The 25,453-nt window shown below is 58.5% G+C and carries 26 protein-coding genes; 13 read left to right on the top strand and 13 right to left on the bottom strand.

What is annotated here, in order from left to right; all coding sequences use genetic code 11:
- Positions 1–7 precede the first annotated feature (7 nt).
- The 6 genes from IEW09_RS12335 to IEW09_RS12310 all read right to left on the bottom strand — a co-directional run bounded on the left by IEW09_RS12335 (position 8) and on the right by IEW09_RS12310 (position 5,856).
- Positions 8–2,158, bottom strand: a complete 2,151-nt coding sequence (locus tag IEW09_RS12335) for a CocE/NonD family hydrolase (protein WP_229739278.1) — start codon at positions 2,156–2,158, stop codon at positions 8–10.
- Positions 2,159–2,257: 99 nt separating this feature from the next.
- The gene (locus tag IEW09_RS12330) at positions 2,258–2,479 is read right to left on the bottom strand and encodes a CDGSH iron-sulfur domain-containing protein (protein ID WP_188554535.1); all 222 of its coding nucleotides are present in this window, start codon (positions 2,477–2,479) and stop codon (positions 2,258–2,260) included.
- 75 nt (positions 2,480–2,554) lie between these two features.
- Complete coding sequence (locus IEW09_RS12325) at positions 2,555–2,815, bottom strand: ubiquitin carboxyl-terminal hydrolase 14 (RefSeq protein ID WP_188554534.1); 261 nt, start codon at positions 2,813–2,815, stop codon at positions 2,555–2,557.
- A 58-nt stretch (positions 2,816–2,873) separates the two neighbouring features.
- Entirely contained in the window at positions 2,874–3,443 is a 570-nt protein-coding gene (locus IEW09_RS12320; RefSeq protein WP_188554533.1) for a methyltransferase family protein, read from the bottom strand.
- Positions 3,444–3,526: 83 nt separating this feature from the next.
- On the bottom strand, positions 3,527–5,050 hold the full coding sequence (locus IEW09_RS12315) for a sigma-54-dependent transcriptional regulator (RefSeq protein ID WP_188554532.1): 1,524 nt from the start codon (positions 5,048–5,050) through the stop codon (positions 3,527–3,529).
- 68 nt (positions 5,051–5,118) lie between these two features.
- Positions 5,119–5,856 carry a sensor histidine kinase gene (locus tag IEW09_RS12310; protein ID WP_188554531.1) on the bottom strand — a complete coding sequence of 246 codons (738 nt, stop codon included), beginning with the start codon at positions 5,854–5,856 and terminating at the stop codon, positions 5,119–5,121.
- 334 nt (positions 5,857–6,190) lie between these two features.
- Between IEW09_RS12310 and rph the strand changes: the two genes are divergently transcribed.
- Both rph and IEW09_RS12300 read left to right on the top strand, forming a co-directional pair.
- Positions 6,191–6,937 (top strand): ribonuclease PH, encoded by a 747-nt coding sequence (gene rph / locus IEW09_RS12305; RefSeq protein ID WP_188554530.1) that lies wholly within the window; start codon positions 6,191–6,193, stop codon positions 6,935–6,937.
- 111 nt (positions 6,938–7,048) lie between these two features.
- On the top strand, positions 7,049–8,281 hold the full coding sequence (locus IEW09_RS12300; protein ID WP_308420552.1) for a beta-propeller fold lactonase family protein: 1,233 nt from the start codon (positions 7,049–7,051) through the stop codon (positions 8,279–8,281).
- Positions 8,282–8,629: 348 nt separating this feature from the next.
- Here the strand turns inward: IEW09_RS12300 and IEW09_RS12295 are convergent, their stop codons facing one another.
- Both IEW09_RS12295 and IEW09_RS12290 read right to left on the bottom strand, forming a co-directional pair.
- Positions 8,630–10,540 (bottom strand): glycoside hydrolase family 88/105 protein, encoded by a 1,911-nt coding sequence (locus IEW09_RS12295; RefSeq protein WP_188554528.1) that lies wholly within the window; start codon positions 10,538–10,540, stop codon positions 8,630–8,632.
- Positions 10,541–10,671: 131 nt separating this feature from the next.
- The gene (locus IEW09_RS12290) at positions 10,672–10,965 is read right to left on the bottom strand and encodes a putative quinol monooxygenase (protein WP_188554527.1); all 294 of its coding nucleotides are present in this window, start codon (positions 10,963–10,965) and stop codon (positions 10,672–10,674) included.
- A 92-nt stretch (positions 10,966–11,057) separates the two neighbouring features.
- Here IEW09_RS12290 and IEW09_RS12285 point away from each other — a divergent pair, with 92 nt between their 5' ends.
- The 3 genes from IEW09_RS12285 to IEW09_RS12275 all read left to right on the top strand — a co-directional run bounded on the left by IEW09_RS12285 (position 11,058) and on the right by IEW09_RS12275 (position 13,027).
- The gene (locus IEW09_RS12285) at positions 11,058–11,615 is read left to right on the top strand and encodes a CbtA family protein (RefSeq protein WP_188554526.1); all 558 of its coding nucleotides are present in this window, start codon (positions 11,058–11,060) and stop codon (positions 11,613–11,615) included.
- A gap of 81 nt (positions 11,616–11,696) precedes the next feature.
- Positions 11,697–12,431 (top strand): peptidylprolyl isomerase, encoded by a 735-nt coding sequence (locus IEW09_RS12280; protein ID WP_188554525.1) that lies wholly within the window; start codon positions 11,697–11,699, stop codon positions 12,429–12,431.
- Between the two features lie 77 nt (positions 12,432–12,508).
- Complete coding sequence (locus IEW09_RS12275) at positions 12,509–13,027, top strand: peptidylprolyl isomerase (protein ID WP_188554524.1); 519 nt, start codon at positions 12,509–12,511, stop codon at positions 13,025–13,027.
- 62 nt (positions 13,028–13,089) lie between these two features.
- Here IEW09_RS12275 and mdh read toward each other — a convergent pair whose 3' ends face one another.
- From mdh to IEW09_RS12250, 5 genes are all read right to left on the bottom strand, one after another.
- Complete coding sequence (gene mdh / locus IEW09_RS12270; protein ID WP_188554523.1) at positions 13,090–14,019, bottom strand: malate dehydrogenase; 930 nt, start codon at positions 14,017–14,019, stop codon at positions 13,090–13,092.
- A gap of 72 nt (positions 14,020–14,091) precedes the next feature.
- Positions 14,092–15,495 carry an NADP-dependent isocitrate dehydrogenase gene (locus tag IEW09_RS12265; RefSeq protein ID WP_188554522.1) on the bottom strand — a complete coding sequence of 468 codons (1,404 nt, stop codon included), beginning with the start codon at positions 15,493–15,495 and terminating at the stop codon, positions 14,092–14,094.
- 72 nt (positions 15,496–15,567) lie between these two features.
- Positions 15,568–16,335, bottom strand: a complete 768-nt coding sequence (locus tag IEW09_RS12260; protein ID WP_229739276.1) for an SIMPL domain-containing protein — start codon at positions 16,333–16,335, stop codon at positions 15,568–15,570.
- Positions 16,336–16,443: 108 nt separating this feature from the next.
- Positions 16,444–17,379: a hypothetical protein gene (locus IEW09_RS12255; protein ID WP_188554521.1), complete on the bottom strand. Its 936-nt coding sequence runs from the start codon at positions 17,377–17,379 to the stop codon at positions 16,444–16,446.
- 94 nt (positions 17,380–17,473) lie between these two features.
- Positions 17,474–18,901 carry a glutamine synthetase family protein gene (locus IEW09_RS12250; RefSeq protein ID WP_188554520.1) on the bottom strand — a complete coding sequence of 476 codons (1,428 nt, stop codon included), beginning with the start codon at positions 18,899–18,901 and terminating at the stop codon, positions 17,474–17,476.
- Between the two features lie 226 nt (positions 18,902–19,127).
- Here IEW09_RS12250 and IEW09_RS12245 point away from each other — a divergent pair, with 226 nt between their 5' ends.
- The 8 genes from IEW09_RS12245 to tadA all read left to right on the top strand — a co-directional run bounded on the left by IEW09_RS12245 (position 19,128) and on the right by tadA (position 25,436).
- Positions 19,128–19,379: a type II toxin-antitoxin system Phd/YefM family antitoxin gene (locus IEW09_RS12245; RefSeq protein ID WP_188554519.1), complete on the top strand. Its 252-nt coding sequence runs from the start codon at positions 19,128–19,130 to the stop codon at positions 19,377–19,379.
- Positions 19,376–19,798: a type II toxin-antitoxin system VapC family toxin gene (locus IEW09_RS12240; protein ID WP_188554518.1), complete on the top strand. Its 423-nt coding sequence runs from the start codon at positions 19,376–19,378 to the stop codon at positions 19,796–19,798. The genes IEW09_RS12245 and IEW09_RS12240 overlap by 4 nt, the downstream gene beginning before the upstream one ends.
- Positions 19,799–19,808: 10 nt before the next feature.
- Complete coding sequence (locus IEW09_RS12235) at positions 19,809–20,768, top strand: carbon-nitrogen hydrolase (RefSeq protein ID WP_188554517.1); 960 nt, start codon at positions 19,809–19,811, stop codon at positions 20,766–20,768.
- Positions 20,769–20,926: 158 nt separating this feature from the next.
- A complete protein-coding gene (locus IEW09_RS12230; RefSeq protein ID WP_188554516.1) occupies positions 20,927–21,373 on the top strand; it encodes an REP-associated tyrosine transposase in 447 nt (148 codons plus the stop codon).
- A 112-nt stretch (positions 21,374–21,485) separates the two neighbouring features.
- Positions 21,486–22,781, top strand: a complete 1,296-nt coding sequence (locus IEW09_RS12225; RefSeq protein WP_188554515.1) for a flavin monoamine oxidase family protein — start codon at positions 21,486–21,488, stop codon at positions 22,779–22,781.
- 176 nt (positions 22,782–22,957) lie between these two features.
- The gene (locus tag IEW09_RS12220) at positions 22,958–23,191 is read left to right on the top strand and encodes a hypothetical protein (protein ID WP_188554514.1); all 234 of its coding nucleotides are present in this window, start codon (positions 22,958–22,960) and stop codon (positions 23,189–23,191) included.
- Between the two features lie 303 nt (positions 23,192–23,494).
- Positions 23,495–24,574: an agmatine deiminase family protein gene (locus IEW09_RS12215; protein ID WP_188554513.1), complete on the top strand. Its 1,080-nt coding sequence runs from the start codon at positions 23,495–23,497 to the stop codon at positions 24,572–24,574.
- A gap of 4 nt (positions 24,575–24,578) precedes the next feature.
- Positions 24,579–25,436: a tRNA adenosine(34) deaminase TadA gene (tadA, locus tag IEW09_RS12210; RefSeq protein WP_188554512.1), complete on the top strand. Its 858-nt coding sequence runs from the start codon at positions 24,579–24,581 to the stop codon at positions 25,434–25,436.
- Positions 25,437–25,453: the final 17 nt, after the last annotated feature.

The raw sequence follows: 25,453 nt of genomic DNA, 5'->3' as shown, positions 1-25,453 counted from the left end.
AAACTCCTTACTGCGCCACCGAAATCTCCAGATGCGACGGATACTTCTCCGAACCATAAATCGTCTCTGTTTCAGCCTTGTAAGCTTTCTTCGGTGCGGTCATGATATTCGGCACATATGTCTGCGGATTGCGGTCGTATAGCGGAAACCAGCTCGACTGCACCTCCACCATGATCCTGTGGCCCTTAAGAAAAGTATGGTCCACTCCATGCAGACTCCATTTAAACTCCGTCACCTTTCCCGGAACCAAGGCCTGCGGTTTCTCAAAGCTTGAGACATATCTTCCGCGAAAGATCTCGTCTGCAATCATCAACTGATAACCCGCCATCTCGCCCGCAGCATCGTCAGGATAGACATCGATCAGCTTCACCACCCAGTCCGCATCACTCCCTGTCGTAGCCGCAAACAAATCCGCAGCCACATCTCCCGTAACTGTCACATCGTGATCAAGCACCGGCGTAGAAAAATTCGCCAGGTCCTTCCTTCCGCTCACAAAACGCTGATCTTCCACCAGCCACGTCCGCCACTTCGACCCATTTCCATACGTCGCCTGAATAGGCCGATGCCGGTAAGGAATCGGGTTCGCCGGATCGGACACATAACTCGCCGCCACCCCGCCATCTACCGGCGCACTAAAGCTGAGCCCACCGCCCTCAGTCAGATAAAGCTTCTCTGCCGTGAACCCAACCTTCGGCGGCCACACATCATAGCGCTCCCACTTGTTCACGCCCGTCCGAAAACTATCAGTATCCTTCAAATCAAAGCCACCCCTGTCCTTCAAATACTTCTCGAAGAAAGGAGCCTCCACCGTCTTGCGATACTGATCTCCCGTAGACGCGCCAAAGTCCAACGCCCCCAGGTGCCGTGTCGTCCACTCCCACCCGCCATGGTTCCACGGCCCCAGCACCAGAAACACCTCATGCTTCGTATCATGCCGCTCCAACGCCGCATACTCCGCCTGCGTCCCCCACATATCTTCCTGGTCCCACCAGCCGCCAACCTCCAGCGCAGGCACCTCAACCTTCGTCAGATGCGTCTGCACCGCCATGTCCCGCCAGAACTTCGTGTACGCAGGCTGCGTCAAAAACGCCTTTGCCGTAGGCAGCTTGCTCATGTGCGCTTCCTTTGCCGCCCCGGCAAAGTTCACATGCTTCAAAAAGAAATCGTAGGTGTCCTCTTTGCTCTCGACCGTCTTGGCTGTCTTCTGCTTCTCCAACTCCTGCACATAGTCGAAGCCATAGGTCTCGCGAAACGCTCCGTTATGAAAGAAGTCATCGCCCATCCAGACGTCCGTCATCGGGGCCTGCGGCGAGATCGCCTTCACCGCCGGATGCGCATCGATCCCCGCCATCATCGCCAGAAACCCCGGATACGAGACGCCCATCACACCCACGCGCCCATTATTGTTCGGAACATTCTTCAACAGCCAGTCAATCGTGTCCCGCGTATCCGTCGTCTCGTCCACATCGTTCTTTGTCCCGTGCGCAACGATAGGCCGATTCATCACAAACTGCCCCTCCGACTCATACCGTCCGCGAATATCGCAGTACACGAAGATATATCCGCTCGCCGCCAGCTCCGGCTTGCTGCTGTTTACAGTGTCCGAACTGTTGTCGTCCGTGCCGTAAGGCGTTCGCTCCATCAAAAACGGTAGCGGCGGCCCACTCGTCTCCGACCCTACCGGCCGCAGAATCACCGCATGAAGCTTCACCCCATCGCGCATCGGCATCATCACCACCGTGCGCGAATAAGCCAGCGCATGATTCAGCCGAACTCCAACGTCGCTCGAGCGCTGCAGGCTCCACGAAGCGTTCGCGCCATACATCATCGTTACGCCAGTGACCTTTCCCCCGGCATCGCGCACAAACTGCATGTGCAGCAAAGTCCCCACCGCAAAAAAGCGGTCCACCCCCTCGGCACGCAGCTCTGCCCGCGGCTTCCGCTCATTCTCGATATATAACTTGTCGCCCTCGCGATACACCGAATCCACCGCATCCGGCTCTTCCGAGCCGTGATAAAGCCCCACATACTGATCGAGCGCAGCCGCACGCAACGTCACTGCAACCGGATCGGCTGGCTTCTGCGCTGCCCATGCCGCAGATGTCGATACCAGCACCAACCCGCAAAGCAGCGTGGCAAACCCTCGGCGAACGCGCATCAAAGCCTTACCTCAAAATAAAATCATCATCTAAAAGCACGAATCGACCGCGGTTCACACGGTCGATTCGTACTTTGATCCACTCCCAAGCTCCAGCGCCTAGGTAAGCAGCGCCGGACTGGCCGAGCATTGAAATCCCACCTTGTTATGCGATCCATCGCAGAATGGCCGCTTTTCACTTGCCCCGCAGCGGCAAAGCGAAACTGCCGGCTTGCCCGTCAGGTCCCACTCCTTGCCATCGGCATCGGTCAACACAATATGGCCTTCGACACGCAATGGGCCATTGGGACGAACTGTAATCTTCACTACTTCTTCTGACATCTCTTAAAGGCTCGACTCTCTTTCAAAGGGTGAGCCCAGCATAGCAAACTCGGCACATGGTCTGGAAAATCTGCGTCAAACGACATTGACCTCAATCTCATCGACATAGCACCAGCCCCAATCTTCACCAGGCTCGACCGATCGCATAATCGGATGCTTCGTCGCATGAAAATGCGCGGTCGCATGGCGGTTCGGAGACGAGTCGCAGCACGCGACATGCCCACAGATCATGCACATCCGCAGATGCACCCATCTGCCGCCGATCTTCAAGCAGTCTTCACAACCCTTCGATGAAGGCTTGACCTTCTGTATCTGGTTCAAATGCGTACACCGCATAGTCGTTCTCCTCCCAAATGCCTCTCTGACAATCTACCTCACCCGCCACTCCACCGGATCAATAGAGGCCGGGAATAAGCCGCTTCGTCCTCCTGCTGTACGCTGCATACTCCTCACCGAAAGCCGAACGCAGAGCAGCCTCTTCAACACGAATACGATAAATCAGCGCAGCCGTGGTCGGGACCATAACAATAGCGAACCCAACCCAGTTGCGCGTGCGCAACGCTTCTGCAAAAAAAATGAAGATCAACCCGGTATAAGAAGGATGACGGACAATGCGATACAGCCCCGTCGTGTGCAGCGACTGCGTTGCACGAATGGCTACATTCGCGCTGAAAGATCTTCCCAGCGTAATCACTGCGGTCCATCGCAATGCAAGCGCCACGGCAAAAATGACCACACTGGCTGGCCGAAGCCAATGCGCGTCATGAAACATCGTCCGGGCATGGCTCTCACCGAACCATCGCCCCAGCGAGATAGCAGACAACAGCGCTCCCCACAGGATGAGGATGGAACCGCGATCTTGAACCTCGCCCGTACTCCGGCTGGTCCTCGTCAGTAAAAGGATGCCGACCTCAGATGCAATCCATGCCCAGCTCAGTACCGTCCAAAGCATCGACAAGTCCATAGTGACTCTTCGGGATGACGCCACAAATCTGCATCGCTTCTCCTGCCCGCCTGGTATAGCTTGTGCGATGTCAACCCAAGCTCCTAAGCCTCGGCGATCCCGTACTCCTTCAGCTTTCGATAAAGTGTTGTCTTTCCGATTCCCAGGAGCCGTGCCGCCATCAGCTTGTCTCCATTCAGCTGCCGCAGCGTATCCATAATAGCTTTCTTCTCCAGCTCTGCAATCGAGACAATCCCAGCCTTCGGCGCCGCCAGGTCGTTATCCTCATCCGCCTGCTCCATCCCGTTGGCCACGCTCGAGCCTCCACGCTGCATTCTGAAGTCCTGCAACTGCGTCGGCAGGTCGCCCATATGTAGCACCGGCCCCGACGACAACGCGCACGCTCGCTCGATCGCATTCTCCAGCTCGCGCACATTGCCCGGCCAGTCATATTCGATCATCATGCGCAGCGTATCGTCGGAGAAGACCCGCTCGGCCCCGGTCTCCTTCTGCATCTTCGCCAAAAAATGCATGGCCAGCGGAGCGATATCCTCGCGCCGGTTTCGCAGCGGCGGAATCCGCAGATTCACCACATTCAGCCGGAAGTAAAGGTCCTTGCGAAACCGTCCCTGCTCCACCATCGTTGCCAGGTCGCGGTTGGTCGCCGCCAGCACACGAGCCGAGATCGGCCGCGCCTGCGTTGCTCCTACCGGGCGCACCTCCTTCTCCTGCAACGCCCGCAACAGCTTCGACTGCAGATCCAGCGGAAGCTCCCCAATCTCATCCAGAAAAACCGTGCCTCCATCTGCCGTAGCCAGCAATCCTTCTTTGGCCCGGTCAGCCCCGGTAAACGCCCCCTTCACATGCCCGAACAGCTCACTCTCAATCAGGGTAGGCACCAACGAACCGCAGTCCACTGCAATAAACGGCTTCGCCGCATTCGTTCCATTAAAGTGGATCGACCGCGCCACCAGCTCCTTGCCCGTTCCGCTCTCGCCCAGAATCAGTACCGGATGCGTCGAAAAGGCTACCTTCGACAGAATTCTGTACAGCTTCTCCATCTCCGGCGACTGCCCTACCAGGCCGCTGACGCCCTGCTGCGTTCGCAGGCGCTCCCGCAGTTGACGGCTCTGCACATCCATATGGTGCCGCTGTCCTGCGCGCTCCAGCACCAGGGTCAGGTCCTCCAGCGCAAAGGGCTTGGTCAGATAGTCGCTCGCTCCAATCCGCATCGCCTCCACCGCCGACGACACCGTAGCAAACGCCGTCATCACCACCACCGCCGTCTCCGGATGCAGCATCTTCACCTGCTCCAGCAGCGCCATCCCGCCACCACCCGGCAACTTCAAATCCAGCAAAATTAAATCAATCTGATGGTCCTTCAGGATCGCCTGCGCCGCTGTCGCGTTCCCCGCACCAACCACAACGCAGCCCAGCCGTCCTGCAATCTCGCAACATGCCTTCCGCACTGCCTCATCGTCGTCGACGACCATCACATGCAGCAGCTCCATGTGTCCGGAGGTGCGGTCTTTCTTTACCTCCGCGGCAACCGCCTCTCCTCCCAGCGGAGTCAACCCGATCAGCACGCCTGTCGGAACATCCTCATCCCATCCAATGACTCCAGCCATCCAATCCTCCTCTGTCGACGCCGACTACAGCCAATTTCTGTTTAAAACTCCAGCCAATTTCTTTCTGTTTAAATCTGTCCACCCGCCAGCGCGGCCTGCTGCACTGGCTCGACTTTAACCTCAGCGACATACCACTCCACCGAGATGCTCGTCCCCTGCCCCATCTCACTCGATACCTTCAGGCATCCGCCCGACATCGCCACCAACTCCCGCACCACGCAAAAGCCAATCCCTCTTCCGCTCGCCGAAGAGATGCCGCCTGCCCTCATCAGTCGTTCCACAGCAGCCGCACTCATCCCGCATCCCTGGTCGCGAACCGTCATCTTCACTCGTCTGCGAGCCCCCTCAAGCGCACCCTCCACCACCACCGCGATGCTCTCCGCTCCGGTCGTCGCCTCCGACGCATTTTTCACCAGGTTGGTCAAAATCCGCTCCGCGACCTCTACGCTTGTGTCCACTCGCTCATAGGCTCCGGCACCATAAACCACCTCGACCGGCCGGCCGGCAACCCGGCTTAAGAGCCCTCTCGATCGCTCCACAACCTCCGGCAGCACGATTGCTTCGCTTTCCGTCTCGATTTGCTCTGCCCTTGCATGGTTCACCAAACGGTTGATCATCGCCCAGCTCCGCTCGCTCAGCAGGCGCAACTCTCCGGCAAACTCGCGGTACTCTTCATGCAGCACCCCCGGCATAGCCAGCAGCTCGGAGTAGAGCGTCAACGCGCCCAGCAGGTTTCCAGCATCATGCGCCAGTCCTGCGCCTTCGGCGACACCTCCAGGCGTTCTCAATCTGGATCGATCAACCAACTCTGAGGCTCTCCTGCTCTGTATTGCCTGCATGCGCTAGCTCCAATTCGCTCACTAGTCGGAGCGGATGCACTTTCGTAATCAATTCAAGTGCCAAACTGGAACTCTCTCTCTAAGTGCTTGCTTAGAAAGCAGAACTATACCCTATTTCTTCGGTAATCTGCCTCGGATTTCCCAAATCGGAATCAATCTTGCACCTGCATCCCAAGATATTCCCAAAATTCTAAGCAAAATTCCCATTTCTACACTTTTCCCAAAATAAAACACCTTCCCATTCCGGGAAGGAAGCGCCTAAACTTTAGTAACTAAATCTCTTCACAACTATAATCCTTTCATGCCCCAAGCCCCATCGCAGCTCTTCCGGCCCGACCATCGTGCCGCCGACGCCCTTCGCCCCACCCGCATCACTCCCGGCTTCATCGTTATGCCCGAGGGCTCAGTCCTCATCGAAACCGGCAATACCCGCGTCCTCTGCAACGCCTCTATCGAGCAGGGCGTCCCCGGCTGGCTGCGCAACTCCGGCCGCGGCTGGGTCACGGCAGAGTATGGAATGCTTCCCCGCGCCACCCTCACCCGCACCGCACGCGAGTCCGAACGCGGCAAGATCGGCGGCCGCACCCACGAGATTCAGCGCCTCATCGGCCGCAGCCTGCGCTCCGTCGTCGACATGAAGGCCCTCGGCGAGCGCACCATCATCCTCGACTGCGACGTCCTCCAGGCCGACGGGGGAACCCGCACCGCGGCCATCACCGGAGCCTGCGTCGCCCTCGCCATCGCCCTTAACAAGCTGGTCGCCGCTGGAACCCTCAAAGCCTCGCCCCTGCGCCAGATGCTCGCCGCCACCTCGGTCGGCATCGTCGACGGCCACGTCCTGCTCGACCTCTGCTACGAAGAGGACTCTCGCGCCGAAGTCGACATGAACGTCGTCATGCTCGCTGACGGCGGCCTCATCGAAACCCAGGCCACTGCCGAAAAGAACTCCTACACCCGCCAGCAGCTCAACCAGATGCTCGACTACGCCGAAAAGGGTATCGGCGATCTCCTCGCCGCCCAAAGCGCGGTCCTCGAAGCCGCATCATAGTTCTTTTGAATAAATGCACCTGGCACTCCCATCTCTCGCGCTCCGTCAGGGATGGGGATGTCCCGGTCAAACAACTTGCTCCACCTCAACCTCCTCGATAGACTCGCAACAGTGCCAACCCCCCGTCATCTTCTGCTCCCATCCCGCTTTTTCGCCGCTGCCGCCGCTCTCACGCTGCTTGCCGCCTGTTCCGGCTGCCGCCGCAACGGTTTCCCCGATGTCCCCGCCGGATACCACGAGTTCGCCTACGTCAGCAACGGCGGCTCTAACACCGTCTCTGTGCTCGACCTCGTCTATCTTCGCCAGGACCGCACCCTCCGCGTCGGCGACGATCCCACCGGCCTCGCCGTGAACCCTGCCCGCAATGAGGTCTACGTCGTCAACACCAAGTCCGACAGCGTCTCCGTCATCGACGCCGAGACCAACAGCGTCGTTGCCACCATCCCCGTCCATCACCGCCCATACGCCATCAGCGTCGACGACACCGGCCACCGCGCCTACGTCGCCAACTCCGGCTCCAACTCTGTTAGCGTGCTCGACCTCGACCATCGCCGCGAGATCGCCGTCGCCGGCACCGGCGAGCAACCCGGCCTCGCTCGCATCTCACCCGACAACCGCACTCTAGTCGTCACCAACCGAGGCAGCGGCAGTATCTCCATCTACGACGTAGCCCCCTACGAAGCATCGCCATCGGACCCCTCGCGCATTCTGCACTTCCGTGCCACCTTCGACGGTTGCCCCGGAGCCACCGACGCCGTCATCCTTCCCGACTCCTCCAAGGTCTTTGTCGCCTGCTCCGACGGCCATCAGGTCATGGTTGTCAGTCTGGCCGCCGCTCCCGGCTCCTGGGCCGCACGGCAGGATGCGTCAGCCCTCACCGACCATCTGCTCACACTGCTCGACGTCGGCAAGACACCCGTCAACCTCGCCATGAAGCCCGACGGGGGCGAGATCTTCGTCTCTAACTTCGACTCCGACAGCATCTCCGAGATCGACACCTGGAACAACCAGGTCGGCTGGACGCAGGCCATCGGCAACAAGCCCACCCACGGAATCGTCAGCCGCGACAACAGCTCCCTCTGGGTCTCCAACTTCGGCGCCGACTCCCTCAGCCTCTACAGCATCGACGACGGCCGCGTCTCCAACAGCGTCCACACCGGCTCCGAGCCCGACGCCCTCGCCTTCTCCGCCGACGAGCACCTTCTGCTCGCCGCCGACGCCCACTCCGGCGACGTCTCCGTCATCCGCACGCAGGACAAGGCAGGCCCCACCCTCTTTACCATCCTGCCCGCCGGAAGCTCTCCCAACGCCATCGTCACCAAAGCCTTCAAACTAAAGTCCTGAGCTTCCGCACAAAACAGAGAAAGATTTGTCATCTCTGCGCGAGAGAAAAGCTTGTCATCTCGGCTGAAGGGCAAGCTTGTCATTCTGAGCGATGTTGCAGCCGAGTCGAAGGACCTGCGGTTGCCGGTGCTTGTTCACTGTCAAGCCCCAGAACACCATAGCTATAACAAAATAAACCGAATAGCCATTGCAAAAGAGTTCCAGTCAATTCGCTACAATTNAAGCCCCGGTCCAAAGACCGGCGCTTCTCTGTTTCGATCAAAAAGTCCAAACCAAAGTCCAGACCTAAAGTCTCTCTTTCGAAGACTTTAGGACTTTAAGTCCAGAGGGGGTACCCGTGAAAGGAGGCTACTGCCGCACCGCCCATCCAGCCAGATCGATCGCACCCGCGAAGTTGTCATACTTCAACGGCAGATGATTCCGTCGATCAACATACTCGTTGTAGACCCACGGATCGACCACGGCAAACACCGTCCCCTTGCCATACTTCGCCACGGCGATCATCACGTCGTTGCCCTTCGTCACCACAGCCTTCGCGGGCTTCGCTGGCGAGATCGTGCAGGTGTCCTTCATATAGGCCAGATGAGAGTGCTCAAACACACCCGTACCCGCCGGAATCTCGATCTCTCCCGCCGGGTAGTCGGCACCGATAACATGGTTCACCAGCACCTGGTTGAAGTGAAGGCCAAACCGGTCGCTCAACGTATCGAAGTGGGTAAACTCCGCATTCGGCCCATCGTTCTCCATCAGCAACAGCACACCGCCACGCTTCACCCAGTCGGCAATCACCTTGCCGCTCTTCTCGTCCATGTAATGCGGGTTCGGGTTCTTCGACGGAATATCCGGCGAAGCCAGAATATAGATCTGCGCCTTCTTCAAATCCGCCGCCGTCGGAGCCGTCTTCTCGGTCGCCAGCTTCGCGCCATAACGCTGAAAGGCGCGTCCGAAAAACGCGAACCCGTTGTTCGTGTCATCGTCCCACTTGTAATGAAACAGCTCCGTCTGTCCCGCCGCATTCTGCCGCGTCTGCGAGTTGAACCACGCATCCACAAGCACCGTTTTGCCCTGTCCCAAAGCCTCGGTCGATGCCTGCTCCATCTCGCTTCCCGCCAGCAGAAACGCGCCAATGCCCTTGGCATCGTTCACCCGCGTCTTCTCGCCGATGTAGTAGTCGTAGCTTCCCGAGCGATAAGGCTTTCCTCCCAATCCTCCAACCTTCACAGTTCCATCCAACGCCATCTTTCCATCGGCTGTCGTCACAAACGCCTTCTGAATCGCCTCCCAACCACGCCGCGCACTCGCCTCATCGCTCTGCGGCAGATAACCCATGCGAACGCCTTTGGCCAACGCATACACAAACATGCAGCTAGCAGAAGCCTCCGTGTAGTTGCCCGCTCTGCCGCCCTTGTCCATCACCTGCCACCAAAGCCCGGTCTTTGCATCCTGATACTTCACCACCGCAGCCATCGTCCGGTTCAACGCGGCAACAAGCTCGGGCCGCTGCGGCTGGTCCGCAGGCATCCAGTCCAGAACATCGACCAGCGCCATCGCATACCAGCCCATCGCCCGTCCCCAGACCTCAGGCGACAAGCCCGTCTTCGCATCGGCCCACGGCATCTTCTTCGACTCGTCCCACCCATGTCGCATCAAGCCCGTCTTAGGCTCGCGCATGTGAGCATCCATCAGCAGCAACTGTTTGGCAATGTCAGCAAAGTCGCCGGACTCATGAAATGTAGCCGCATAAGCCGCACGAAACGGCTCTGCCATATAAGCGCCGTCGAGCCACATCTGGTTCGGATAGATCTGCTTGTGCCAATATCCTCCGCTCGCCGTCCGAGGCTGCGCCTCAAGCTGTTCGTGTAGAAACTTCGCCGCCTTGTAATACTTCGGCTCCTGCGTCACGCGATAGACCAGCAACACTGCGCGTCCCAGCTCGATGTTGTCGAGACTATGCGCATCCGCTTTATATCCCGTAATAGCTCCGTCCGCCGTCACATACCTATCGACCGCAGCCTTGATGTAGTGGAAGTCCTGGCCATCCGCAGTCGTGTGCCACTCCGCAGCCATCCCGTCCAGCAGCACGCCCTCTTCATAGCCCCACGCCTCCGAACCTCCCGTCGTCGAAGTTCCCGCAGGCCACTGCTCTATCACCGAAGCCGCCATCAACCGCGAAGGCGAGTCCTGTGCAATGCCCCCCTGTGCCACTGCTCCCTGAGCGCCCAGACATCCCAACAACATCAGCCCTGCAAAAAACTTCATGCCTTAAGTCCTCTCATACAACTAATTCATCCGCCAACCAGCATAACCTGATCCATACGACTCTGGCTGGCCAGCTTCGCCTCGTGAATAAAGTGTGCAGAGATGACCTGGTCACACGCCAATATTGGCCATTATTTGTTGGCGACAATCGCGATCTTATGAATCTTGGGCGACTCTGCAAATAACTCTTCGGCCTTCGCCATCAATGCCTTGGCAATCTCTCCATTCAAGTGAGCATCCCGTCCCGCCTCATCATCAAAGGTATCGAAGACGGAGTAGTGACCCTCCTCTTCTTTGAGACCGAACCAGGCAACGGTTCCCTTCTCTTTTTTGGACATCTCCGCGCCTTGTTTCAGAAATGCTTCGACTTCAGACTCCTTGCCCGGCTTTGCCTTCAACGATACGTAAAGCGCATATTTCGCCATAACGAGAATCCTCCAGCTTTATTGGACGCCGAATCCGACAAATCTATCTCCCAACACGGTAAAAATTCGCATCAAAGTAAATGGAGAGACCTATGCGGAAAAACAAACCGTCCATCTTTCGCGGCGTCGTCACCGGAATCACGGCAGGCATCGTTGCGACGTTAGTCATGGATCAGTTTCAGAAGCTAAGCACCGCCGGCCAAAGAGCAATCGAGAGACAACAGAAATTAGCCGTCCACGAGTCGCCCTGGCAGATCGCTCATGAGCAGGCTCAAAAAGAACAGGCCGAAGCTGAGCAGGAAGACTCCACCGAGATCGTGGCACGAAGAATCGCCGAAGCCGCAGGCACTCATCTTCCTCGCGAAGATAAAAAGATGGCAGGCCGGGCTGTCCACTATGCCTTCGGCACCCTGATGGGCGTAGTCTATGCCGTCTCCGCCGAGGTCGTCCCCGAGATCACCACGGGCGCAGGCACAGCCTTCGGCACGCTCCTCTTTTTATCCGCAGACGAAGTTGCCGTTCCCGCATTTGAGCTCTCTCCCACCCCAGCCGATACGCATCCCTTCGATCATCTTCAACATTGGGCCTCCCACGTCGTCTATGGCGGTTCGCTGGAGATGGTGCGCAATCTGATCACGAGACTGATGTAACCACGTGCGCATTGGGCCAGATTGCGCGAATTGCTCCGGGCCCCAGTCTGCGATAGCCTGATGCATGGAGTCTTACACCGCATGAAGCTTCGCTATCTCGCACTTGCCCTGGCCTTCAGCCTGCCCGCGCTCGCGCAAAGCTCGCAGTCCTCGACAGACGCTCTTCCGGACGATCCGGGCACAACGACCACGGTGAAGCCTCCAGTTACGCCCACCGGCCCCACCGTTGTGATCGACACAACCATGGGACGACTAACCTGCAAGCTCTACGACAAACAGGCTCCCATCACCGTAGCCAACTTCATCGGTCTCGCCGAAGGCACCAAGGACTGGACCGACCCCAAGACACTCAAGAAGGTTCACGGCCAACCCTTTTACAACGGCACCACCTTTCACCGCGTCATCCCTGATTTCATGATCCAGGGTGGCGACCGTGCAGGCGACGGCACCGGCGATCCCGGCTATCTCTTTCAAGACGAAATTGACCCATCGCTCACCTTCGACCAGCCCGGAAGACTTGCCATGGCCAACTCCGGCCCCGGCCCCTCAGGCGGTGGAACCAACGGCTCGCAATTCTTCATCACCGAAACTCCGCAGACTGAGCTCAACGGCAAGCACACCATCTTCGGCCAATGCGACGAGCACAGCGTCTTGCTTGTAGCCTCCATCGCGCGTGTCCCTCGCGACGAGAACGATAAGCCTCTGTCTCCGGTCACCATCAACCGCATCACGATCGTGCGCGACGGACAGCCCATGCCGCCTGCACCTGCTGCTCCGCCAGCTACGCCCGCTGCACCACCCGCAGCCGCACAATAATCTTCTGCCTCCGAGATACGACCGGAGACCTTTGCGCCTTTCACTAACCAATAACCGAAGTTCAGGAGAATATCGAAATGCCAACCAAGCCCGGAACCTATGCAACCTTCAAAACCAGCGAAGGCACCATCGTCTGTGAGCTCTTCGAGAAGGACGCACCTCAGACCGTAGCCAACTTCATCGGTCTCGCCGAAGGAACCAAAGACTGGAACAGCCGCAGCAAGAAAGGCGCGAAGCTCTATGACGGAACCATCTTCCATCGCGTCATCCCTCAGTTCATGATTCAAGGCGGCGACCCCGAAGGCACCGGCATGGGCGGCCCAGGCTACAAGTTCGCCGACGAAACCCAGGGCTCGAAGCACGGCTTTCAGGAGAAGGGCAAGCTCGCCATGGCCAACGCCGGCCCCAACACCAACGGCTCGCAGTTCTTCATCACCGTAGCTGACACAAGCTGGCTCACCGGCAAGCACACCATCTTCGGCGAAGTCGTCGAGGGCTATGACGTCGTCGAAAAGATCTCCAAGGTAAGCCGCGACGGCATGGACCGCCCCAAGACCCCAGTCGTCCTCGAATCCGTCACCATCGAACGCGTGTAGCCTTTTTACAAAATAAGAAAGCCCGCTCAAACGAGCGGGCTTTCTTATTGCAATCGATCTGCTTACGCAACGCCAATCACGGTGCAAAGCTCCTTCACCGCATCCGCACTCCTCTGCAACGCGGCTTGCTCGTCGGCACTGAGCTTGATCTCGATGATCTGCTCCAACCCCTTCGCGCCGAGCTTGCACGGCACACCGACAAACAAGCCGGAGATGCCGTACTCACCCTGCAAATACGCAGCGCAAGGCAGAATCTTCTTCTTGTCCTTCAGAATGGCCTCGACCATCTCCACCGCGGCAGCAGAAGGAGCATAAAACGCGCTTCCCGTCTTCAGATACTTCACAATCTCGGCGCCACCATCACGTGTCCGCTGTACCAGCTCCGCGAGCCGCTCCGGCGCAATCAGCTCCGTAATCGGAATGCCCGCAACCGTCGAATAGCGCGACAACGGAACCATCGTGTCGCCGTGGCCGCCGAGAACAAACGCAGTGACATTCTCGACGGAGACATTCAGCTCCTGCGCGATAAAGGTGCGGAAGCGCGCCGAATCAAGCACGCCTGCCATACCGATCACGCGCTCGCGCGGAAACTTCGCCTGATGGAACGCAGCCTGCGCCATCGCATCCAGCGGGTTCGAGACAACGATGATGATCGAGTTCGGCGACTGCGCCGTGACCTTGCTCACCACATCGGACATGATCTTGTAGTTCGTATTCAGTAGATCGTCGCGGCTCATCCCCGGCTTACGCGGAATGCCCGCCGTAATCACGACGATGTCAGAGTTCGCGGTATCTGCATAATCATTGGTGCCGATAATGTTGCAGTCGCGCTTCTCAATCGGCATCGCCTCCAGCAGATCGAGGCCCTTGCCCTGCGGCGTTCCCTCCGCAACATCCAGCAGAACGACGTCTGCCAATTCCTTCGCGGCGATCCAATGCGCCGCAGTCGCTCCAACATTTCCCGCCCCAACGATTGTTACCTTCTTACGCATCTCTTCTCCTCATCAAAATCGAAATCCTTGTCATCCTTCCGCGAATGGAAGGAGCTGCTTTTTCCGCTATGCCTAACCCATATTTTCGATCATACGAGTGGCAAACTCGCTCGTCTTCGCCTTGGTCGCGCCCTGCATGCCGCGCTCGAAGTCGTAAGTCACAAACTTCTGCCCAATCGTCTTCTCCATCGAGCTCTCGATCAGCCGTGCCGCCTCGCCCCAGCCGAGGAAGTCGAACAGCATCACGCCCGACAGCATCACCGATCCCGGATTGATCACGTCCTTGTCCGCATACTTCGGAGCCGTTCCATGCGTCGCCTCGAACACGGCATAGCCATCGCCGATGTTTCCGCCCGGCGCAATTCCCAATCCGCCGACCTGTGCCGCCGCTGCATCCGAGATGTAGTCGCCATTCAAGTTCGTCGTCGCCAGTACGCTGTAGTCCTCAGGACGCAGAATGATCTGCTGAAAGATCGAGTCGGCGATGCGGTCGTTGATCAGGATCTTGCTCTTCCACTTGCCGCCACCATGCGAAGCGCCGATCGAAGCGATCACCTGCTTCACCTCTGCCACCACGCCTTCGCCAAACTCCTTCGCGGCAAACTCAATTCCCGGCTCAATCAGCGCAGCATTCTGCTCCGCCGTCAGGTTCGGGTTCTGCTCAAGATTGCCAAGGATCCAGCTCTCTCGCTCCGTCACCGTCTGTTCGCGGAACTCCTCCGACGCAACCTCGTAGCCCCACTCACGGAACGCGCCCTCGGTAAATTTCTGAATATTTCCCTTGTGCACAAGCGTCACCGTCTTGCGGTTGTTATCGAGCGCATATTGAATCGCCGCCCGCACCAGCCGCTTCGATCCCGTAATCGAGATCGGCTTCACGCCCACGCCCGAGTCCTGACGAACCTTCTTCTTGCCGCCCTTCAGCATCTCGTCGTTCACAAAGTCGATAAACTTCTTCGCCTCAGGCGTTCCCTCGCGGAACTCGATACCGGCGTAGATGTCCTCTGTGTTCTCGCGGAAGATCACAACATCCAGCTTCTCCGGGTGCTTCACCGGGCTGGGCACGCCGGCATAATATTTCACCGGGCGCACACACTGGTACAGGTCCATCAACTGCCGCAACGCTACGTTCAGCGAGCGAATACCACCGCCCACCGGAGTCGTCAACGGTCCCTTAATCGACACGCGAAAGTCCATCGTCGCCTTGACGGTATCGTCCGGCAGCCAGTTCTGCGTCTGCCGATAAGCCTTCTCACCAGCCAGCACCTCAAACCACTTCACCGCACGCTTGCCGCCATATGCCTTCTCAACTGCAGCATCGAAAACTCGCTGCGACGCCTTCCAGATATCGCGCCCCGTGCCATCGCCTTCGATGAAGGGAATAATCGGGTTATCAGGGACCTTGTAAGCACCGTTGACGTACTGAATTGCCTGACCGTCTGTGGGGACGGCAATATCGTTGTAGCTGGTCTGCATGAGTAATTGGCTCCGCTAGAGATGTACCCGAAGGCTATCACCGCGAAGATATGGGTTGCAACGCGAGTTCGCTTATCGAACGAGGTAGTAATCCACCGTCGCTACAACGCGAACCTGCTTCATCATGCTCGAATCCGGCGACGCCCCGCCTCCACCGCCATCCTCTCCGCTCGGCCCTCCATCGGCGGCCGAGATGGAAAACACCCCTTGATTCGCTGAACGAATCGACCCCACGTGGCTTCCCGAATTCGCAGCAAACCGATCCGCCGAAGCCCGGGCATTCCTCGTCGCCTCTGTAATCATGTCCGGCTTCAGCGCATTCAGCCCGCCAAACTTGTAGCTGATACCTTGTCCATACCCGCCACCAACAACAATCCCAGCCTGAACCAGCTCTGCCGTCTTCTGTCCCGCCTTTGCGATCTTGTCCACATCCGAAGAGTGCACGGTCACCGTCTGCTGCACCACGTAACGCGACGCAGCCTGATTGCCGCCATAGTCATTGGCCAGCTTGTCCGTTACCTGAATCTGACCAACAGTGATCTCCTGCGGCAAAACTCCCTGCTCCGCAAAAAACTTCAGCACCGCCGCCTTGTCAGACTCGCTCTTTGCAAACACCGCTGGCAGCTCATTGCCAGCTTCCTTGAAGGTCACCGGCCAAATCGCGCTGTCCGATTTCACCGTTCGCTCGACAAGACCCTTGACGGTGACATACCGGTCCGCCAGTCTGATCGCCTTGATCTGTGATCCAAGTACCCAGCCGCCCAGCAACAGGCCAAGCAGTAGACAAATACCAAGAACAGCAGCAGGAGCAAGTGAATTAGCAGATCGCTGAGTATCCAAGGAACCTCCGACGCGACAACACGAGCAGAATGCAGCAGCCAACTCGCCCTGTCAACGAACAAGGAGATTGGGTGGCCGCCAGATCTGAACCACATCCTCTCCGATCATCTAACTTTGCCGGTCGAGCTGCCTCAGGGAGACAAAGGAGGGAGGCGTCCCGCATTTCCCCCCATCGACGACCAAAGACACGGGTGAGATATGAGCTTCTGTCGAATCGGTCAGTGGACCAGACAGGCTCAGCGTCGACCCATCGTCCATCGTGAAGGTCGCGACCACCATATTCCCTTTCACCCCGCTCGAACGTGCAGGATTCGTGACACCAGTCGTAAAACAAGGGAACCCCTGCACATGAATGCTTCCCGTGAGTGCAATGCTGCTCGGTGCGGAGATTCCGGTAACCTGATTCGTCACAGTTCCACCCTGCTGCAGGGTGGCCTGCACCTCGATCGGCGTCACCGTCGAAACTCCATTCGTAATAGTCTGCGTGCTTCCCGTTCCCGCGTACACTCCACTGACCAGCGGAAACGAGGTTGCGGTAAACATCCCGGAATAGCTCACCGTGCACGGTTCTCCTGCAAAATGAGATGGGGCTGGAGAGGTGAATGACGCCGTATAGTTGCCCGAGAACTGATCTCCATGGACCTGTGGAACCTTCCCCTGTATCAATAGCGAATCACCAGGAACGTTGTCTGGACTCTGAACCGTAAAGCTCCCATCCGGGGCAATCGTCCCGTTGGAAGCGGTAACGAAGTCAAATGAGCCGTTAACAATCGGAGGGGTAGACGGTGGTGCGCAAGGTCCGCTCCCGAAGCTGCCCGCAACGATGTTATTACCGGTAACGTCAAAGCTCATCGCGAGGCTGAATCCGCTTACTCCCTGAGGCGTGGAGACGTTCGTGGGCATAGGTCCCACAATCAACCAGTTTCCCGCCAACGGACTTACCGCCGGAACGACAGGTGCCCCCGTGCCACTCCCGCCACCACAACCAGACAGAAATAATCCCATTCCACAAGCCGTGAAACTCAACCAGGCCAAGATTTTCATTTGGTTTGAAATCTAGCATGGCCCATTCGAGGTGTCTATTAAAACGAGAAGGCCGATGAGATTCTCATCGGCCTTCTCGTGGATGCAGTTAGAACTAGAAGATGTTCCAAAGCAGCTGGTTGTACACATCGTGGTGGAACTGAACTTCAGGAGCCTTGACGATCGTTCCCAGCAGCCGCGCGCAGCGGTCCGCCGAAGCCTGCTTCAGATCGGCATAGCGGGACTTCACATCCTCGCCCAGAAGTTCTCCGGTCCACTCTGCACCGCGGAAGTTCTCAAGCGCGCTGTAGATGTTGTCCGGCAGATACCGCTCCGCCTGGCGCAGGTTCTTGATCTTCGAGGTCTGGCCATGCAGGCCGGTCTTGAAGATCGAGTACAGCACAAGGTAGGGGTTCGCATCCGGTCCAACCGAACGGACCTCGACACGCGACGACTTCTCGTTGCCGATAGGAATACGAATCATCGAGCCGCGATCCACAGCCGAAGCCTTGATCTGGTTCGGTGCCTCAAAGTGAGGATCGAGACGGCGATAAGCATTCACGCTGGCATTCAACAGCAGGCAAAGATCGTTGCCATGCGTCAGAATGCGGTCGGTGAACTGCCACGCCAGCTTGGAGATCTTCTCCTCGCCCTTGGGGTCCCAGAACAGGTTCTTGCCGCCCTTGGTGATGGAGACGTTGGTGTGCATACCGCTGCCATTGACACCGACAACCGGCTTCGGCAGGAAGCTCGCCGTCATGCCCATCTGCGTCGCCACCTGGCGGCAGATCAGCTTGTACAGCTGAATCTGGTCGGCAGCGGCAACAACCTCACCATAGGTGTAGTTGATCTCGAACTGCGAAGGCGCAACCTCGGGGTGGTCCTTCTCGTTCTCAAAGCCCATGGCGCGCTGCACTTCTGCGGTGGTGTCGATGAACTCACGCAGAGGATCGCCCGGCAGCGAGTGATAGTAGCCGCCCTTGTTGACGTACTCGAACCGGCCCGTCTCGTGATAGTTGCGCTCAGCGTCGATGCCCTCGAACAAGAAGCCTTCAATCTCGTTGGCGGCGTTCAGCGTGTAACCCTGCTTGTCGAACTGCTCCTGCGAGAAGTTCTTCAGCACGCTGCGAATGTCGCCGCTGTAGATGCCGCCGTTCTTGTCGATCACTTCGCCGAAGACGAGGACCTTGCCGCCGCCGAACACATCGGCGGGCGCCCAGTAGAACGCGCTCCAGTCGATGCCGAGGCGCAGATCGCTCTCGCGCTGCGCGGTAAAGCCGCGGATCGACGAGCCGTCGAACGTCAGGTTGTCATAGCTCTTGATGAGGAACTTCTTGTCATAGTCCAGCATGTGCAGGCGGCCTTCGAGGTCGCTGAACAGCACGGTGACAGCCTTGATCCGCTTCTCGTCGGTCAGATACTTCAACCGCTCTTCCTGAATCACATCGGCGGAGACGCGCTTCTTGCGCTGCTCCTTCGCCTGCAGGTTCAAGTCCTCAAGTTCACCGTACGGAAGTTCCAGAAAATCACGTAATTCGCTCAACGTACCACTCCTTCTGCAATGAAATACACGGCTGCCGCACGCGGCGGGGATAAATACAAACGCTGTGTGATGGATGAGCCGCAGAAGCGTCGTGGATTCTTTGGCACTTCCAACCTATCAGATATCTCTACCCGAAAAAAGACCGATCTAACGATTTCCCCTGCATTTCCGTCTTTTGCCGTGTCGACCGCTCGATGAGCTATACTGGTCATCTGGAGATGACCACATGGCGACCCTTCCCAAATCTTCGTCGAACATTCCGGCAACCCAGGCCAAGGCGCAACTCCTTAAGCTTCTCGATACCGTCAGCACCAAGCGGACGACCATCGTCATCTCCAAGCGTGGCAAGCCGATAGCCCGGCTCGTCCCCATGGACGACGACCCCAAAATCCCTCTCTTCGGACGCATGAAGGGAACAATGCAAATCTCAGGCGACATCGTCAGCCCCGATCCTGAAGCCTGGAACTCCGAGCAATGAGCGATTCGCCGCGCATTTTACTCGACACGCACGCCTGGATATGGTTCGAACAGGGAGAAGAACGCCTCCCCGTCAAGGCGCGCCGTCAGATCGAGGCTGCCGCATGGGGCGGCAGCTTATACATCGCTGCCATCTCCCTGCTTGAGATAGCCAACCAGCACCGCCGCGGCAGAATTCAGCTCTCGATCCCTCTGGAACAGTGGTTCAAGGAGACGCTCGATCATCAGGGAATCCAAATCATTCCGCTGACCCCCGCCATCGCCCTCGAAACCACGCTCCTCCCCGAGTCGTTTCACGGCGACCCGGCAGACCGGCTCATTGCATCAACCGCTCGCGTCGAGAATCTAACGCTCTATACACACGACAAAGCTATTCTTCGCTTTGGCAAGCAAGGACTCCTTCACACCGCAGCAATCTAAAAAGGCACCCATGGCAAACACCCAGAACACCCGCGTCGCGCTCATCCAGATGTCCTGCTCCCCCGACACCCAGATCAACCTCGACCGCGCCGCCGAGCGCGTCTACGAGGCCGCCCGCCAGGGAGCCACCCTCGTCTGCCTGCCCGAGCTCTTCCGCGCCCAATACTTCTGCCAGCGCGAAGACCACGCCCTCTTCGGCCTCGCCGAGTCCATCCCCGGCCCCTCCACCGACCTGCTCACCCAGGTCTGCCGCGAAGCCAACGTCGTCCTCGTCGCCAGCCTCTTCGAACGCCGCGCCCCCGGTCTCTATCACAACACCGCCGTCACCATCGAGCGCGACGGCCGCATTGCCGACGTCTACCGCAAGATGCACATCCCCGACGACCCTCTCTACTACGAGAAGTTCTACTTCACTCCCGGCGACCTCGGCTTCAAAGCAACGCAAACCACCGCCGGCCCCATCGGCACCCTCGTCTGCTGGGACCAGTGGTACCCCGAAGGCGCCCGCCTCACCGCCCTCCGCGGAGCCCAAACCCTCTTCTTCCCCACCGCCATCGGCTGGCACCCCTCCGAGAAAGAGGAGTTCGGCACCGCCCAGTACGAAGCCTGGCAGACCGCCCAGCGCGCCCACGCCATCGCCAACGGAGTTTTCGTCTGCGCCGTCAACCGCGTAGGCCACGAGCACGGCGACGTCAAATTCAAAGCCCTCGCCGCCGACGGCAACCCCGCCACGGTCGAGCTGCACGGCCCCGGCGACCACACCCCCCACTCCGGCATCGAGTTCTGGGGCGGAAGCTTCATCGCCGACCCCTTCGGCCGCATCATCGCCAAGGCCAGCCACGACAAAGAAGAGATCCTCTACGCCGACCTCGACTCCAAGCTGGTCGAAGTCACCCGCCAGCACTGGCCCTTCCTACGCGACCGCCGCATCGACGCCTACGAAGGCATAGCCAAACGCTTCATCGACTAAATAGGGTGCCGGGTGCGAGTGCCCCATATCTCGATTTTGAGACGTAGGCATTCGCGAAAGCGCAACCCGCTTCTAGGTACGCCAAGCCTTTAGGCTTGGCCCTCTAAATTCAACCCAAAGAGAAAGGGGCTTTAGCCCTTGGGGTATGCTTTCCTTCCATGGCCACAATCCGCCAAAAGCAGAGCACCTACGCCATCACTATCTCGACCTTCCAGCAACATCGCCACTTCCAACGCATAGCCAACGCCGAACTCTTTATAGAAACCCTCTTCCAGCATCGCGACAAAAACCGCTTCCAACTCCACGGTTTCGTCGTCATGCCCGACCACACGCACACGCTCATCACTCCAGCCGAAGATCAATCCACAGCAAAGTGCGTGCAGTACATCAAGGGCGGATACTCCTTTGCCGCCCGCAATCAATCCCCGGGAGAGATCTGGCACAGCGGATACCACGACCATCGCATCAGAGACGCAGACGACTACAACAATCAGCTTCTCTACATCGCCAACAATCCAATCCGTAAAAAATACGAAGACTATCCACACGTCCACACCAAATACATCGACCGCATCGATCCAATCCCAAGCCACCTGCTCCTATAACGAAGCAAAAAAATAACCCCAGGGGCTAAAGCCCCAATTTTTTTAGCTCTTGAGAGGGCCAAGCCTGAAGGCTTGGCGTACCCAGAAGCTCCCCAAGCAGCATCCAATCCAAATGCAATCCGACATCCTCATCATCGGAGCCGGCATCTCCGGCCTCACCGCAGCCCGCACCCTCGCCGAAGCTGGCCGCCGCGTCATCCTCCTCGAAGCCAGCAACCGGGTAGGTGGACGCATCCACACCATTCGCGAAGCCAACGAGATCATCGAGCTGGGAGCCGAGTTCGTCCACGGCAAGCCGCCCGAGCTCTGGTCCCTCATCGAAGAGGCCAACCTCGAAACCTACGAGCTCGACGGCACCATGCTCACATTCGAAGACGGCCGCCTCCAATCCCGCGACGAAGAACAAGAGGCCACGCCCATCCTCGACAAGCTCGAATCCCTGCCCGAACCCGACCAAACCTTCGCCGACTACCTAGCCCAGCATCCTCTCCCAGAAGACCAGCGCCGAGCCACTATCGGCTACGTCGAAGGCTTCAACGCCGCCGACCACCGCATCATCGGCACTCAATCCCTCGGCCTCCAGCAAGCCGCCGAAGAGGCCATCGAAGGCGACCGCCTCTTCCGCATCCGCGACGGCTACGACCGCCTCCCCCAGTTCCTCGCGCAAAAGTTCACCGAGGCAGGCGGCACCCTCCACCTCAACACCCTCGTCGAGCGCATCGACTGGACCCCCAACCACGTCCGCATCGAAGCCCACCAAAACGCCCAGCCCATCACCTTCGAGACCGCCAAAGCCGTCATCACCCTGCCCCTCGGCGTCCTCCAGCAAAACTCCGTCACCTTCACTCCCACCCCCGACGTCCTCCACGAAGCTAACCGCCTCCGCATGGGCAACGCTCGCCGCTTCACCCTCGTCTTCCGCGAAAAGTTCTGGGCCAACTTGAAACCATCTACCCTAAGCCAAAAGCTAGAAGCCCTAAGCTTCCTGCTCTCCTTCGCCTCCATGCCCCCGGTCTGGTGGACGCCCCATCCCACCCCCAGCAACACCCTCACCGGCTGGGTCGGAGGCCCACGCTCCGCCGCCTTCGCCAACTTCACCCCCAACCAGTTAGCCGAAGCCGCCTGCAAAACCCTCGCTCAGATCTTCTCCCTCGACGCCACCGACATCCGCAGCCAACTCATCTCCTGCCACACCCACGACTGGCAGCACGACGCCCTCAGCCACGGAGCCTACAGCTACATCGCCGCCGGAGCCCTCGACGCCCCCTCCAAAATGGCCATCCCCGCCGACAACACCCTCTACTTCGCCGGAGAGCACACCGACACCACCGGCCACTGGGGAACCGTCCACGCCGCCATCCGCTCCGGCCAACGCGCCGCCCAACAAATCCTCGACCAAGCCACCTAAGCCGGGTGCGGGTGCCCCATATCTCGATTTTGAGATGTGGGCATTCGCGCACGCGCGAACCGCCTTCCCTAACCCAGCCCAAACCGCACAGGTACTCCATCCTTTGCAGCCTCACCGCAAAGAATGGCCATGCACTTCCAGCCTCAGATATGTTCTCCTTGCACACACGCTAAAAAATGACCGCCCTCATCCTCCTGCTCATCGCCGCCGCCTACATCCTTCTCGGAACCTTCCATCTCGCCGCACCTAGCAAAGTCCTCCCCGTCTACCGACTCCTCCTCGGCCGCCGTCTCTTCGCAAAAAACGCCAGCCGCTTCGAACAGATCACCCGCACCAACTGGAAGCTCATGGGTGCGGCCTACATCCTCTTTGGCATGTTCCTGGTCTGGTCCCTGCGCTCCCGCTTTTGAAATTTCGTAAGTCCGCAAAAAACCTGTCAAGCGCTCAAGTCCCTCAAAGTCTTCCAAACAAAGAAGATAGGTCTTGCAAATTAGTTCCAGACCAACCGCTATACTTGAAATAGCACCAGAAACCATAACTCCCCGGCCCTGATCCCCTTTTAGAATCAGAAGCTTAGAAACAACTCCTTTGAATAGAAGACTTTATAAAATAAGTCCTTTCGATGGAAGACTTTACACAATAAGTACAGGGGGTGGGGTACCCTGTGGAAGTACGACGAACACCGTAGCCAAGAACAGAACAGGTACACCGAAATGACGACACCACGCGACCAGAACTACCGCATGCCCGCCGAGTGGGCTCCCCACGCCGCCACCTGGATCGCCTGGCCGCACAACGCCGAAGACTGGCCGGGAAAGTTTCAACCCATTCCCTGGGTCTACGCCGAGATCGCCCGCCATCTCTCCTGCTGCGAAGACGTCCACATCCTCGTCAACGACCTCCCCGCCGAGCGCCGCGCCACCGGCCTGTGCCAGCGCGCCGGAGCCAACATGGCCCGCCTGCACTTCCATCACTGGCCCACCGACCGCGTATGGCTCCGCGACTCCGGCCCGATTTTCGTCAAAAATCCCAAAGGCGAACTCGCCATCACCAACTGGAAGTTCAATGCCTGGGCAAAATACGACAACTGGCACCGCGACGATCAGGTTCCGCAGCACGTAGCCAAACACTACGACATGCCGCAGTTCAAACCCGAGATCACCGCGCCAAACGGCAAACCGCATCGCCTCGTCCTCGAAGGCGGAAGCATCGACACCAACGGCGCAGGAATCCTGCTCACCACTGAAGAATGCCTCCTCTCCGAGATTCAGCAGCGCAATCCCGGACTCGGCGACGAAGAATCAACCCGCAAGCATCTGGAACAAGCCTTCCACGATTACCTCGGCATCGAAAAGACGCTCTGGCTCCATCGCGGCTGCGCCGGCGACGACACGCACGGCCACGTCGACGACATCACTCGCTTCGTCGGCGAAAACAAGATCCTCACCGCCGTCGAGCCCAACACCCGCGACGAAAACCACCTTCCGCTCGCCGAAAACCTCGACCGCCTGCGCAGCGCCCGTAACCTCAGCGGCCAGCCCTTCGAGATCGTCGAGCTTCCCATGCCTTCGCCCGTAGTCTTCGAAGGCCAGCGACTGCCCGCCAGCTACGCCAACTTCTACATCGCCAACAATCTGGTGCTTGTTCCCACCTTCAACGACGCCAACGACCGCCACGCTCTCAACATCATCGCCACCTGCTTCCCCGACCGCAACATCGTAGGCATCCACGCCGTCGATCTAGTCTGGGGCCTCGGCACACTGCACTGCCTCTCGCAACAGGAGCCTGCATAGCCCAATGCAAGCCGATCTCGACCACCTACGCGAAGCCATCGCCGAAGCTCAGGCAGCCGAAGCCGCAGGCGAAGTTCCCGTAGGTGCAGTCGTCGTTCATGCAGCAAAGATCATCGGCCGAGGCCAGAACCGCGTCCTCCGCGACAGCGATCCTACAGCACACGCTGAGATCGTTGCACTGCGCGAAGCTGGCCGTCATCTCGGCAACTATCGCATTGAAGACTGCACGCTCTACGTCACGCTCGAACCCTGTGCCATGTGCGCTGGAGCGATTCTCCACGCCCGCATCGCCCGTCTCGTCTACGCCGCGCTCGATCCTAAAGCCGGAGCCTGCGGCAGCGTTCTTGCCGTCATGAACCACCCGCAACTGAACCACCGCGTCGAAGTGCAGCCCGGCTTGCTCGCCGAAGAGTGCGGTACGCTGCTCACCGGCTTTTTCCGCCAGCGCCGTAAGGCCAAAGCCGCCGCCCGCATCCTACAAAATAAGGAGGCAGCGATGACGACGAAGAAAAAGTGGTCAGCCAAAGTGGACACTGATTCCACCCATCCTGACGAGGGTCTTTTCAATAAGAGCGCATCCACCATCGCCAAGGCCCTGGCATCGAAGAAGGTCTCGCCGAAAGGTCCGGCCTCTGGCATCAGGATGCTGAATTTTTACATTAATCGCGCCGGTAAAAATCTCTCTCAAGAGAGACACGCCGAACTGGAAAAGGCCAAGGAAAAGCTCTCCGCGATCATTGCGAAGCAAAAAGCTGAGATCAAAAAACAAAAGGCCGAGAAACCGCATACATCGGCTAAATCTGCTACAAAAAAAGCAGCAAAGAAATCTGCGGTCAGGAAATCCGGCACAAAATCGAAGTAGACATTCAGAAGGATCGA

Origin of the sequence: Edaphobacter dinghuensis (assembly GCF_014640335.1) — a bacterium.
Lineage (GTDB): Bacteria > Acidobacteriota > Terriglobia > Terriglobales > Acidobacteriaceae > Edaphobacter > Edaphobacter dinghuensis.
Note: the sequence above shows the minus strand (reverse complement) of the source record. Positions and strands in the feature narration are given on the sequence as shown.